The 12815-nt window shown below is 55.2% G+C and carries 12 protein-coding genes and 1 pseudogene; all 13 read left to right on the forward strand.

Going from position 1 to position 12815, the window contains the following annotated elements:
* The first annotated feature begins 10 nt into the window (after positions 1-10).
* The 13 genes and pseudogenes from murA (at position 11) to ACFSR7_RS32115 (ending at position 12808) form a co-directional block, all read left to right on the forward strand.
* Positions 11-1270: a UDP-N-acetylglucosamine 1-carboxyvinyltransferase gene (gene murA / locus ACFSR7_RS32055; RefSeq protein ID WP_378168678.1), complete on the forward strand. Its 1260-nt coding sequence runs from the start codon at positions 11-13 to the stop codon at positions 1268-1270.
* Positions 1271-1446: 176 nt separating this feature from the next.
* A complete protein-coding gene (locus ACFSR7_RS32060; protein WP_378168680.1) occupies positions 1447-2205 on the forward strand; it encodes a cell division protein FtsQ/DivIB in 759 nt (252 codons plus the stop codon).
* A 308-nt stretch (positions 2206-2513) separates the two neighbouring features.
* Complete coding sequence (gene ftsA, locus ACFSR7_RS32065) at positions 2514-3761, forward strand: cell division protein FtsA (protein WP_378115453.1); 1248 nt, start codon at positions 2514-2516, stop codon at positions 3759-3761.
* Between the two features lie 48 nt (positions 3762-3809).
* Positions 3810-4943 (forward strand): cell division protein FtsZ, encoded by a 1134-nt coding sequence (gene ftsZ, locus ACFSR7_RS32070; protein WP_378168682.1) that lies wholly within the window; start codon positions 3810-3812, stop codon positions 4941-4943.
* Between the two features lie 165 nt (positions 4944-5108).
* The gene (locus tag ACFSR7_RS32075; RefSeq protein WP_378168684.1) at positions 5109-6437 is read left to right on the forward strand and encodes an HD-GYP domain-containing protein; all 1329 of its coding nucleotides are present in this window, start codon (positions 5109-5111) and stop codon (positions 6435-6437) included.
* A 388-nt stretch (positions 6438-6825) separates the two neighbouring features.
* A pseudogene (locus tag ACFSR7_RS32080) lies at positions 6826-6996 on the forward strand (transposase); the annotation flags it as partial.
* A 78-nt stretch (positions 6997-7074) separates the two neighbouring features.
* A complete protein-coding gene (locus tag ACFSR7_RS32085; protein ID WP_378168811.1) occupies positions 7075-7695 on the forward strand; it encodes a hypothetical protein in 621 nt (206 codons plus the stop codon).
* Positions 7696-8164: 469 nt separating this feature from the next.
* Entirely contained in the window at positions 8165-9136 is a 972-nt protein-coding gene (locus ACFSR7_RS32090; RefSeq protein ID WP_378168686.1) for a sigma-E processing peptidase SpoIIGA, read from the forward strand.
* Positions 9137-9151: 15 nt separating this feature from the next.
* Positions 9152-9874: an RNA polymerase sporulation sigma factor SigE gene (gene sigE / locus ACFSR7_RS32095; RefSeq protein ID WP_378168688.1), complete on the forward strand. Its 723-nt coding sequence runs from the start codon at positions 9152-9154 to the stop codon at positions 9872-9874.
* Between the two features lie 86 nt (positions 9875-9960).
* Positions 9961-10743, forward strand: coding sequence for an RNA polymerase sporulation sigma factor SigG (sigG, locus tag ACFSR7_RS32100; RefSeq protein ID WP_090115206.1), 783 nt, complete (start codon positions 9961-9963; stop codon positions 10741-10743).
* 185 nt (positions 10744-10928) lie between these two features.
* Positions 10929-11204, forward strand: a complete 276-nt coding sequence (locus tag ACFSR7_RS32105) for a YlmC/YmxH family sporulation protein (protein ID WP_378168690.1) — start codon at positions 10929-10931, stop codon at positions 11202-11204.
* A gap of 54 nt (positions 11205-11258) precedes the next feature.
* Positions 11259-12098 carry a peptidoglycan editing factor PgeF gene (pgeF, locus tag ACFSR7_RS32110; RefSeq protein WP_378168692.1) on the forward strand — a complete coding sequence of 280 codons (840 nt, stop codon included), beginning with the start codon at positions 11259-11261 and terminating at the stop codon, positions 12096-12098.
* Positions 12099-12112: 14 nt separating this feature from the next.
* Positions 12113-12808 carry a YggS family pyridoxal phosphate-dependent enzyme gene (locus ACFSR7_RS32115; RefSeq protein ID WP_378168805.1) on the forward strand — a complete coding sequence of 232 codons (696 nt, stop codon included), beginning with the start codon at positions 12113-12115 and terminating at the stop codon, positions 12806-12808.
* The last annotated feature ends 7 nt before the right edge of the window (positions 12809-12815 follow it).

The raw sequence follows: 12815 nt of genomic DNA on the forward strand, positions 1-12815 counted from the left end.
GGTGAATTCCTTGGACAAACTGGTGATTGAAGGCGGCAAACCGCTTTCGGGCACCATCCGCATCCATGGAGCCAAGAACGCCGCCCTGCCGATCCTGGCCGCGACGCTGCTCGCTCAGGAGCCGGTAACTCTTCGCAACATTCCGAAGCTGCTGGATATCGAAGTCATGCTGGACATTATGCGGGATCTCGGCTGCGTCGTCCTGCGCCGCGGCGACGCCGTGACGATTGACGGTACCGTGGCGAGCTCTTCGCACGTGCCCGAGCGGTTAATGCGCTTAATGCGCTCCTCCGTATTTTTGATGGGGCCGTTGCTCGCCCGATTCGGCGAAGTGCAGGTTTATCAGCCGGGAGGCTGCGCGATCGGCGAACGCAAGATCGATCTTCATCTTCGCGGCCTGGCCGCGTTGGGCGCAGAGATCGAGGAGACGGGCAGCCGCATTGTATGCAAGGCCGACCGCTTGACGGGAGCCGAGATCAGTCTGGACTTTCCTAGCGTCGGCGCCACCGAAAATATCATGATGGCGGCTGTTATGGCTAAAGGTCGCACGACGATTATCGGCGCCGCCCGCGAGCCCGAGATTCAGGATCTGCAACGTTTTCTGAACGCGATCGGCGCCAAGGTTCGCGGCGCAGGTACGGATATGATTGTGATCGACGGGACGGAGCGCCTCGGCGGCTGCGATTTTCAGATCATCCCCGACCGGATCGTGACCGGTACGGCGATGGTAGCTGCCGCTGCCACACGCGGCGAGGTCACGCTCGAAGGCGCTGAATCCGCCCATTTGATCTCTCTGATTCACGTCATGCGCCGTGCCGGTGTTCACATCGAGACCGGGGATGGTATAATAAGAGTCGGCGCCAAAGGCCGGCCGCGTGCGGTCGACCGAATCGTCACTTCTCCTTATCCCGCGTTTCCGACCGATATGCAGGCGCAGTTGATGGTGCTCTTGTCGCTTGCGGGCGGCGTCAGCGTGATCAAGGAGACGGTGTTCGAAGGACGCTTTAAGCATGTAGACGAATTATGCCGTATGGGCGCGGATATACGCATCGACTTGAATTCCGCGATCGTCCGGGGCGTGCCCAGGCTTTACGGAACGACGGTCGAAGCGACGGACCTGCGCGCCGGCGCCGCATTGGTCATAGCCGGGCTCGCTGCGCAGGGCAGGACAATCGTCGAGCAGGTGCATCATATCGACCGAGGTTATGACGAGATCGAGCGAATGTTCGCAAGCTTGGGCGGCGATATCTCTCGCGTCACCGACAGCTAGACCTAATCAAGCGACGAACGACCGGGAGGGATAAGCGCCTTTTGCTTATCCGCTTCCGGGCCGGCGGGGGAACGGGAATTTCTCGCCTCCGATCGGCCGTCCGGGCGGGCCGCCTTGCTTTTTGGACGAGGACAAGCTATGGATTTCCGCCGGCTGTCGAGAGGAGAGCACGCAAGATGATAGAGCGAATTCCCGCTTTGCCGCGGGAACGGACGGGGACGAGACGGCGCGGCGGCAAGCTGCTGTGGATCGTCATTGCCTTATTCGTCGCGGTGCTGATCGTATTGTTTTTCAGATCCTCTCTGTCCCGCATCAGCGTGATAGAGATTCAGGGCCTGACCTATTTAAAGCAAGACCAGGTCAAGGCACAGCTGGGCGTAGGGATCGGAGATTCTTTTTTTATGCCGGCTTCGGACGAGCTTGCAGAGCGGGTCAAGCAGATTCCACAAATCAAGGACGTACGGGTTGCCAAGCACTTTCCGGGCAAGCTCGACGTTAAGGTTCAGGAATACGCCCCTGTGGCGCTCGAGCTCGACGGCAAAGGCGGCTTGTCCGTCATTTTGGCCAACGGTGTCGGCGTTCAGTCGGCGGCAGGCGGCACGCTTCCGGCCAAGCCGGTTATTACCGGCTGGACGAAAAACGACCCGCAACGCGCAGCCTTGTGTCTGGCGCTGGGGGGGCTTACTGCAGAGGGACTCGCCGATTTCTCGGAGATCTCGCCGGATCCTTCGAGCGCTTATCCCGACCGGATTCGCATTTTTACCCGTTCAGGATTCGACGTGCTGACGACAGTCGGCAAGCTTAAGGAAAAGATCCAGATTTTAAGCGAACTCGTAGAGAATCGGGAGCCGGGGACGGTCGTTCTGCTCGATTCGGACACGTACTCGCCTTATTCGGCACAAACGGACCCGTCGGGAGACGAAGAAGCCCAGTAACTTAAGGAAAAGGACTCTACTCAACCGCAAGGTTTAATGCTAGAATTTTCGTATGCTTTTCCCTCTTAAATGACGGGAGTCAGACAGAACGTCGGACAAAATTGTTAGAATGAGGGAACTAAAATTTTTGTTGAAAAAAGAGGGAAAATCCCGTCTTTGTTGAATAAGTACTGAATGTGTACCGATTTGGCTTCGTTCGGAACCCCTTGAACAACTCCTCATTCCGCAACGGATTTCAATAAGTCGCGACCAAACTAACGAATGGCCGGACGGCCGGATATTTATGTATTTACGGGAGGTGCCACCGGTTGAGCAACAACGACCTCATCGTCAGTCTGGACATCGGAACCTCTAAGGTTCGGGTGATTATCGGAGAAATAAGTAACGGAGCGATCAATATTATCGGCGTAGGATCGGCGGACTCGGATGGCATCCGAAAAGGCGCCATCGTCGACATCGATCAGACGGTCCAGTCCATCCGCAACGCCGTGGACCACGCCGAACGCATGGTCGGCATTACCATCGGCGAAGTATACGTCGGCATCGCGGGCAATCATATCTCGCTGCAGACCAATCACGGCGTCGTCGCCGTCTCGAACGAAGACCGGGAGATCGGCGAAGACGACATCGAACGGGTGCTACAGGCAGCCAAGGTCGTTGCGCTGCCGCCCGAGCGGGAGATTATCGGCTTGTTGCCCAAGCAGTTCCTGGTTGACGGGCTGGCGGGTATCCAGGATCCGCGCGGCATGATCGGCGTGCGGCTCGAAGTCGAATGTACGATCATTACCGGCACCAAGGCCGCTGTACATAACCTTATGCGCTGCGTCGAGAAGGCCGGCCTTCGCATCTCGGGAATCGTGCTTATGTCGCTCGCTTCCGGGATGATGGCCCTGACCAAGGACGAAAAGCAAATGGGTACCGTGCTGGCCGACATCGGCGCTGGATCAACGACGATCGCGGTGTTTGAAGGCGGGAGTCTGGCAGCCGTTTCTACGCTGCCGATCGGCGGGGACTATGTGACGAGCGATATCTGCTATGGTCTCAAGACGCAGACGGAGCACGCCGAGAAGATCAAGCTGAAGTACGGCTGCGCGCGTCAGGACGAGGCGGCGGACGACGTTCGCTTCAAGGTGATGCGAGTCGGAAGCAACGTGGAAAAGGAATTTTCCCAAGTTGACCTTGCCAGCATCATCGAGCCGCGCATGCAGGAGATTTTCCATATGATTCGGCAAGAGGTCAAGCGCCTTGGTTTCCTGGACAAGCTCAACGGCTACGTCCTGACGGGCGGATCCGTATCCATGCCGAGCGTGCTGTCCCTCGCTCAGATCGAGCTGGAAGCGAGCGTGAGGATTGCGGTTCCCGATTTTATCGGGGTGCGGGATCCTTCATACAGCAGCGGAGTCGGCATGATCCAGTACGTAATGAAATACGTACGGACACGGGGGGCTCCGCCCGCCAAGCGTCCGACGAAGAGCAAGGCTTCGGCGGCCACAGCGCCTGCCAACAAGACAGGCGTCATGGAATGGTTTAAGAATATGTTCAAAGAATTCATATAAGCCGCCACTGACGAGATTCACCAGCGAAGCGAGGAGGAGTATTGAGATATGTTGGAGTTTGATTTTGAAATGGAACCGCTCGCGAAAATTAAAGTCATCGGGGTCGGTGGCGGAGGCAGCAACGCAGTTAACCGCATGATCGAGAACGGCGTCAAGGGCGTCGAATTTATTACCGTTAATACCGATGCGCAAGCGTTGCACCTGACCAAGTCCGAACAAAAGCTTCAAATCGGCGACAAGCTGACCCGTGGTTTGGGTGCGGGCGCGAATCCCGATGTCGGCAAAAAAGCGGCGGAGGAATCCCGCGACGGTATCATGAACACGCTCAAGGGTGCGGACATGGTATTCGTCACTGCCGGTATGGGCGGAGGCACTGGCACGGGCGCGGCGCCGGTCATCGCCGAGCTGGCCAAGGAGTGCGGCGCGCTTACGGTAGGCGTCGTGACGCGGCCTTTCACGTTCGAGGGTCGCAAGCGCTCCGGACAGGCTGAACTGGGCATCGAAGCGCTCAAGGAAAAGGTCGATACGCTCATCGTCATCCCGAACGACCGCCTGCTCGAGATCGTCGACAAGAAGACGCCGATGATGGAGGCTTTCCGCGAAGCGGACAATGTCCTCCGTCAGGCGGTTCAGGGCATTTCCGATCTGATCGCCGTGCCCGGACTGATCAATCTCGACTTTGCGGACGTCAAGACGATCATGACGGAGCGCGGCTCCGCCCTGATGGGGATCGGTGTCGCTTCCGGCGAAAACCGCGCGATGGACGCGGCGCGCAAGGCGATCATGAGCCCGTTGCTCGAAACTTCGATCGAAGGCGCGCGCGGCATCATCATGAACATCACGGGCGGCTCGAATCTGTCGCTCTTCGAAGTGAACGAAGCGGCCGAGATTGTCATCTCGGCATCGGATCCCGAAGTGAACATGATCTTCGGCGCAAGCATCGACGACAGTATGAAGGACGATATCAAAGTTACGGTTATCGCAACGGGCTTTGAGCACAAGGGTCCGGTTCGCCGCCCGATCTCGTCTTCTTCGCCTCAATCGAATCCGCCGTCGCAGCCAGAGCACCAGGACTCGCGCGCGAGCGGGCACAACCTGCGTCCGTTCGGCGGCGGTACCACTTCCAGCGAACAGCTGGACATCCCGGCCTTTTTGCGGAATCGTCCGCGCGGCGATCGCTAATACTCGGTTCCACATCTGAGGCACGCTTGAACCTATATGAATCAATCATGTCGAGGACCGGCTAATTAGCGGTCTTCTTTTTTTGGCTTCGCTTGGCAGGTAAACGCCTTTTGTCTGTCGAACTCTCTCAGCACAGCTTAGCAGTATCCGCACAGGAGGCACATGATGACCAATCCCTATCGTTCCTTTACAACTATGCTGGCGGCATTTGTTGTCATCTTCGGAGTGCTTCTATCTGCCGTTTCCTATTGGTTTATCTCTCATGAGCTGATTCGGGAAACGAGCGGTCTGACGCGCAATGCGGTCGAGGAGTACATATCCGGCATGCCGGATGCGGATATGCTGTTCAAGAGCCCTGTTTCGACCAAAATGTCCACGGGTCAAGCAGGCGACAGCCGGGCCCAGATAGAATTCGGAGCCAAAGAAGAGGAATTAGAAGCCGATATCCATGCAGCCTTCGATCCTTACGGCATACGTGATGTTCGCTTCGTGAGCCCGGGCGGCCAAATATTGTTCAGCTACAGTCCGGGTAAAAACGGTGTTTCGTTAACCGGGCATGAACGAGAACGGTTTGACCGGGTGATGAATGAAGGGGCAATGTTGACCGATAAAAAGGCAACAGAGCTAAAGCTCTGGATCCCGATCTACATGGCCGAAGGGACATTGATCGGCGTAGCGGAAGTGTCCAAAGACTGGTCGGCGCAGAGTGCTAAAATATTCAATATCAGCTTGACGATTGTCCTCTTATTGACAGCTGGGATGGCACTGCTCTTTTTCAGCCTTCGGCAAATATTTTTACGTTCGTCGCGTGTCATCGAAAGTCAGAATAAAGAATTAAGCGAAATGCTTGACCGCGTTCATCGCACGTATGACGAGTCTTTACAGGCGATGAGCAGCGCATTGGACAGCAGGGATAACGAGACGCAAGGACATTCATTGCGCGTCACCGCTTATGCCTGGCTGCTGGGTAAGCAGATGGGCATCGAAGGCGAAGAACTGGAGATGCTTTATCGCGGCGCGCTGCTGCACGATGTCGGCAAGATTGGCATTCCGGATGCCATTTTGCGCAAAGAAGGACCGCTCGACGAGATGGAGTGGGCAATCATGCGCACACATGTCAATATGGGCGTGCGCATGCTCGCACATATCGAATTTTTGGGTCCGGCATTGGACGTCGTACGCTACCACCACGAGCGTTGGGACGGTCTTGGATATCCGGACGGTTTGCGAGGCGAACAAATTCCAATTTGCGCAAGAATTTTCGCCGTGTGCGATACATATGACGCCATTACATCCGACCGTCCGTATCGTGCTTCCAAATCTCATGAAACGGCTCTCGACGAACTCGATAAATTCGCAGGCTCTCAATTTTGTCCCGCAGTCGTAGAAGCCTTCATGAAGCTGCCTGCAGATACGCTGCAGCGCGTCCGCCAAATGTCGCAACAGGACATTCAATTTTTGTCGCTCGATGAGTTGCTTCCTAAGGTGGTGTAATGTTCAGCGTAACATTGATCTGTATTTTATTTATGCTGACCTTACAGTTTGCCTTCGCTAATGCGGAGGCTTTTTATTTTAAGTGAAAGGCGGCGGGGGGACAATATATGGTCTATTTTTTTTCTTTTCCGACCTTATCCCTTTCGCTCAATCAGGCGAATCGATATCCTTATTTCTCTTACTTTACGAACCTCATCCCCTTCGCTCATTTTTGGGCTTGGTGTATATCGCAGCTCCCTTTCTAGCCTTATCCCTTTTGCTCAATTCCGTCGGTTTAACGCCTTATTGGGCTTATCCCCCTTACTCAATTTATCTTTAGGAAAAGATTGACATGTTTATTTCTCTATTTTAATATAAGAACATAAGTTCTTATTTGGAGAGTGGGAATATGAATCTTATCGTTTTTCCTGAAGGCTCCTGGGAAACTTGGACGGAAGAACAATGCGTAGAGGCTCTATTTAACGCGCGTTGGCCGGATGGTTTTCGCTGTCCACGTTGTTCGTATGCGCATTATTCGGTGATAAGATCGCGCAAGTATCCATTGTATGTTTGCTCGTCTTGCCGACATCAAACTTCCGCTACGGCTGGCACTGTTTTTCATGGTACGCGAACGCCACTTCGAATGTGGTTTAGGGCTATGATATGGCTCGTCGAGGATGCCACTTCTGTCGAGCTTTCCGATACATTGGGAGTTACCTACAAGACGGCTTGGCTCATCGGGCATAAGCTGCGGGATGCATTGACCCAAGAATCGAATGAGCATCAATTGTCCGGCATGGTTGCGGTTACTGGGGGAATCTATGGATGGAGGAGGGCTTCTAGCAGCCTGGTCATGCAACCTGCGGACCAACCGGTCGCAATTGGAGGAACGATGGACGGTGACGAGGAGATCCGGGAAATTAAAATGGAACATCTGAACAAACGTGAATCCGGGAATTCGCGTCTAATCAGCCGTTTTGCGCATATGAAATTTTCAGACTTTCATGTTTCGGATGACGCGAAGGCAGTCAGAGCTTTTCCTTACTTTGGCATGAATAAGCTTGCGCCTTTGTCAGCCGTTTTAATGCATGCTCTTCGTTGGCTTGATCATACGCTTCAGGGGATCGGACCAAAGCATTTGCAGGCCTATTTGAATCATCAAGCTTTTGTTTTTAACATTGCCAAAAAAGCTGCGAAAGTTGTTCCTTACATGCTGCATCTATGTGCAACAAGAGAAAAGATCACATATCGCGAGCTTACTCTTACTTGGTCACGTTAAACAGGCTCATCCATTTTAACCACTTATATTAAAGTTCGCGACTACTGAGCGAATGGGATAAGGTGGAACAGCAATTGTCCCTCATTACTAGAATCGCCATATGTTTTGAGGTCGTTAAACGCTTCGCGTTTCTAAACGCCCCTCCTTTTTATTCTTTTTTGACTCTCCCTGTTAGAAAATCGTAACACAATCTTAAGCATTCTAATGACATATTACGTCAAAGTGAGCGAAGGGGATAAGGCCGTAAACGCGCCGGGAACCTTTATGCACCGCATGGGATGGGATAATATTACAGTATCTTGAGGGCTAGTCCCGCATGTTCTTAACCCGATTTTGCTCGACAAAAAAACAGCCGAACCTGCGGCGCGTTTAGACAGACACCTCGCAAGTGCCCGCTTATACTGAGAGCAATCCATTTCGTCCTAGGGACAAACGTAAGCGATGGGTTTGCAAGGAAGGGTGAGGCGCGATGACGGTTTATGTGGATTTGGTGTTTTTGTCCAATCTGACGATCGACGCGTCCATTCTGATGACGACGGCAAAGGTGAGGCACCTTCGGCCGCGCCGAAGACGGGTCGCGCTGTCTGCCAGCGTCGGGGCTGCATACGCGGCCGCCATGTTCGTGACGTCCGTACCTTATCTGTATTCGTTCGGCGCCAAACTCATGATTTCGGCTTTAATGGTTTATCTGACGTTCGGCTACGGAGGGCCTCTCAAGTTCGCGAGGACGATCGGTTCGTTTTACCTGGTAAACTTTGCGACGCTCGGCGCCGTGATCGGCATCTCTTCGCTGGTCAAGTGGTCCGGCTCGCCATGGAGAGGAATTGCCTTCACGGATGACGGCGGCATGGTGCTGTCGTTTGACGTACAGGCCTTCATGCTGGCCGTAACGCTGGGCGTGGCGATCTGGCTGTACAGAAGCGAGGCGGAGAGCAGGGAAAGCAGGAAGCGGCTGGAGGCGCTTGTCGTCGACGTGACGATCCGAATCGGAGATCGGGAATGGTCGTGCAGAGGACTCGTCGATACGGGCAATCGTCTCTATGATCCGCTCACCCGTATTCCGGTCATGATTCTGGAGGCGTCCCTGTGGCGCGACGAGCTTCCGAAAGGGTGGGCGGACCGATTGAGGTCCGAATCTGCGGATCGGCTCATTGGCGAGCTGGAAGAAGCCGATGGCGGTTTGTCCGCTTTCAGGGACCGATACCGTCTTGTTCCCTACCGGGCTGCCGGGGGGAGCTCGAAGCTGATGCTGGCCGTTAAGCCGGACAGCGTGTCGATCAAGGACGCTGCCGGACAAGAAGGGGTCTGCGTTCATCGCCGCGTCCTTGTCGGGCTTGACGGAGGAGCGCTGTCCTCGGAGGGCGCGTATCGTGCGATCGTCCATTCCGATCTCACGATTGAGAGCGTGGAAGTGCCGGCATCATCAACCCAGACCGCTTAACAGGAGGTTGTGCAAGTGCCCGTTAAATTAAAGTTGATGTATCAGCTGACGTACTATCGCCTGTTGTTCTGGCTGGGCTGGAAAAGCGAAGAAGTGTATTATATCGGCGGCAGCGAGGCGCTGCCCCCTCCGTTGACCCGAGAGGAAGAGGAGTACTTGCTCGAACGTCTCTCTTCGGGCGACTCGGCGATTCGCGCGATGCTGATCGAACGCAATCTTCGATTGGTCGTCTATATCGCCCGCAAGTTCGAGAACACCGGCATCCATATCGAGGATCTCGTATCGATCGGGGCGATCGGACTCATCAAGGCGGTAAATACGTTCGATCCTGAAAAGAAAATCAAGCTCGCCACCTACGCCTCGCGATGCATCGAGAACGAAATTTTGATGTATCTGCGCCGCAACAGCAAGACCCGGACCGAGGTGTCCTTCGACGAGCCGCTTAATATCGATTGGGACGGCAATGAACTGCTGCTGTCCGACGTGCTCGGCACCGAGAATGATACGATCTATCGCAATATCGAAGAGCAGGTCGATCGGAAGCTGCTGCACAAAGCGCTCGACAAGCTGGCCGACCGCGAACGCACGATCATGGAGCTCCGGTTCGGCTTGGCCGACGGCGAAGAGAAGACGCAAAAGGACGTCGCCGATTTGCTCGGCATCTCGCAATCTTACATTTCCAGATTAGAAAAAAGAATTATTAAACGGCTCCGCAAGGAATTCAACAAGATGGTATGACCCTTAGCCGGTCGACCGAACGTGGGAATAAAAAGCCCATCCCAGGAGATACTTTACAGTAATGCTGCTCCCGGGAGGGAAACAACTTGACCCGCAACAAAGTGGAGATTTGTGGAGTGGACACCTCAAAGCTGCCTGTCCTCACCAATGCCGAAATGAGGGAACTGTTCCTAGCTCTGCAAACCCGCGGTGAACTCGAAGCCCGGGAAAAACTCGTCAACGGCAACCTGCGCCTCGTGCTCAGCGTGATTCAGCGGTTCAACAACCGCGGCGAATACGTGGACGATCTGTTCCAGGTCGGCTGTATCGGCCTGATGAAAGCGATCGACAACTTCGACTTAGGCCAAAATGTCCGTTTTTCCACCTACGCCGTGCCCATGATTATTGGCGAGATACGCAGATACTTGAGGGACAACAATCCGATTCGCGTGTCCAGAAGCCTGCGCGATATTGCCTACAAAGCGTTGCAAGTCCGGGATCAACTGACGAACCGTCATTCCCGCGAACCGACGATTTTGGAAATATCGCAAGTGCTCGGCGTTCCCAAAGAAGATATCGTCTTCGCCCTGGACGCCATTCAGGACCCTGTGTCGCTCTTCGAACCGATCTACCACGACGGGGGAGACCCGATCTACGTGATGGATCAAATCAGCGATGAACGCAACAAGGATATTCAATGGATTGAGGAGATCGCGCTCAGGGAAGCGATGCGCAAGCTGAACGACCGGGAGAAAATGATCTTGTCCATGCGATTCTTCGAAGGCAAGACGCAAATGGAAGTAGCGGACGAAATCGGCATTTCGCAAGCGCAGGTGTCCCGGCTCGAAAAGTCGGCGATCCAGCAAATGCAAAAGCACGTCAAGACTTAAGTGTGAGTCTTAAGGAGCTTAAGGGACCGGAGGAGACTCCGGTCTTTTTGACGTTTGAGCCCCGTTATCGCAGCATAGTCACGACGGGCAACATTTCCGGGCATGGCTCATATATTGAATTATGGGCGGTTGACCGGGTCCAAAAGCTACTGCTTCCCGGGCCGCGGAAAGCGGGGAGCGCCGGCATGAAAATATCCGATTTTCAGGCGAAGGACGTCATCAACATTGTAGACGGCAAAAAATTGGGCCATGTGGCCGATCTGGAGCTGGATCTCAGGCAAGGCCGCATCGACGCGATCGTAGTGCCGGTAGGCGGGCGGGTGCTCGGTATTTTCGGCGGAGGCGAGGATGTGGTCATCCCGTGGCGGAGTATCGTCAAGATTGGAACCGACGTCGTGCTTGTCCGGTTGGAGGAGGCACGGCCGTACAAGAGCGTCGAAGCGGAAAACGGGGGACGCTGACGGAGATCGCCTCGGCGCCTTCCCTGTGTTAAACTTGGTGCGGAGGTGGGCTGTATGGAACCATTTGTATATACGACTGAATCTGCGAGAGCAGAGCGTCACGAACCCGGACTGTTGTCCCTTGCGCCCTGGTCGCAATTCGACGGCTTGACCGCCGGTTTTTCCGCGCGACTTGGCGGAAGCAGCTTGCCGCCGAGAGACGGCTTGAACACGGCGCTTCACGTAGGCGACGATGAGCATGCGGTTATCGCTAATCGCCGCGCGATTGCGGAGGCGCTGGGCTGGCCGTTTGAGACGTGGACTTGTGCGGAGCAAGTGCACGGCAGCCGCGTCGTCCGGGTCGCGGACGCGGAGCGGGGCCTCGGAAGGCTGTCGCGCGAGAGCGCGATCCAGGATGCGGATGCGCTTATTACGGACGAGCCCGACATTTTGCTGGTCATGTACTTCGCAGATTGCGTGCCTTTATATTTTTACGATCCCGTGCACGGCGCGCTTGGTCTCGCTCATGCGGGCTGGAAGGGAACGGTTGCCGACGTCGCCGACGAGACGATTCGCGCGATGCGAGACGCGTTCGGCACTGAGTCGTCAGACTTGTACGCTGCGATCGGCCCATCGATCGGGGGCTGCTGCTACGAAGTGGACGATATCGTCATGAATCGCGTGCGCGGCTTCGTGCCCGACGACGAACGCTTCCATGTTCCGTCTTCCGAAGGCAAATCTCGGCTAAACTTGAAAGAAATCAACAAGCATCTTATGATAAAAGCAGGAATATTGCCGAGCCGCATCGAAATGTCTGGATGGTGCACCAGCTGCAGCACGGATTTGTTTTTCTCCCATCGCAAGGAACGGGGACAAACCGGGCGAATGATGAGCTGGCTGGGTAAGAAGAAATAGAGGTGAATGCCGCGATGGCGTTGGAGCAGCGGCTTAAAGACGTGGAACGTCGCATCGCCGAGGCGTGCGCGAGAAGCGGCCGGAATTCCGGTCGCGTGAATATCGTCGCCGTGACGAAGTACGTGTCCGCGAATACGGCCAAGCGCGCAGTCGAAGCAGGAATGCGCCATATCGGCGAAAATCGCTGGCCCGCGGCGGAAGAGAAGTGGCGGCTGCTCGAAGGACAAGCCGTTTTCCACTATATCGGATCGCTCCAGACCAGAAAGGTCAGGGATGTCGTCGGCAAATTCGATTACATTCATTCTCTGGACCGCTTGTCGCTCGCCGAGGAGATACATAAGCGCGCCGAAGCGCTGGGCATTCGCGTGCCTTGTTTCCTTCAGGTGAACGTATCGGGCGAAGATTCCAAGCACGGGCTTGCCCCGGAGGCGGTTCCTGCATTTGTCGCTTCGCTCGGCAAGCTGTCCGGCATCCGCTTGATTGGTCTCATGACGATGGCGCCGAATGTAGACGATGCCGAGGAGACGAGGCCCGTCTTCGCCGGCCTTCGCAAGCTAATGGACGAGATCAACGGCATGTCGTTGTTGGACGAGTCGCTGACGGAGCTGTCGATGGGCATGTCCGGCGACTTTGAAGTCGCAATCGAAGAAGGCGCCACATGGGTGCGTCTGGGCAGCGTCCTGGTCGGTCACGAAGAGAACGACGGATAACGGAGGG

Origin of the sequence: Cohnella sp. GCM10020058, assembly GCF_042683485.1 — a bacterium.
Taxonomy (GTDB): Bacteria; Bacillota; Bacilli; order Paenibacillales; family Paenibacillaceae; genus Cohnella.

Excerpts from the sequence above, each read along its gene's own strand:
- ACFSR7_RS32075 (WP_378168684.1), top strand. The coding sequence starts at position 5,109 with ATGACCAATCCCTATCGTTCCTTTACAACTATGCTGGCGGCATTTGTT.
- ACFSR7_RS32060 (WP_378168680.1), top strand. The coding sequence starts at position 1,447 with ATGATAGAGCGAATTCCCGCTTTGCCGCGGGAACGGACGGGGACGAGA.
- pgeF (WP_378168692.1), top strand. The coding sequence starts at position 11,259 with ATGGAACCATTTGTATATACGACTGAATCTGCGAGAGCAGAGCGTCAC.
- ACFSR7_RS32090 (WP_378168686.1), top strand. The coding sequence starts at position 8,165 with ATGACGGTTTATGTGGATTTGGTGTTTTTGTCCAATCTGACGATCGAC.
- ftsZ (WP_378168682.1), top strand. The coding sequence starts at position 3,810 with ATGTTGGAGTTTGATTTTGAAATGGAACCGCTCGCGAAAATTAAAGTC.
- ACFSR7_RS32115 (WP_378168805.1), top strand. The coding sequence starts at position 12,113 with ATGGCGTTGGAGCAGCGGCTTAAAGACGTGGAACGTCGCATCGCCGAG.
- ACFSR7_RS32105 (WP_378168690.1), top strand. The coding sequence starts at position 10,929 with ATGAAAATATCCGATTTTCAGGCGAAGGACGTCATCAACATTGTAGAC.
- ACFSR7_RS32085 (WP_378168811.1), top strand. The coding sequence starts at position 7,075 with ATGATATGGCTCGTCGAGGATGCCACTTCTGTCGAGCTTTCCGATACA.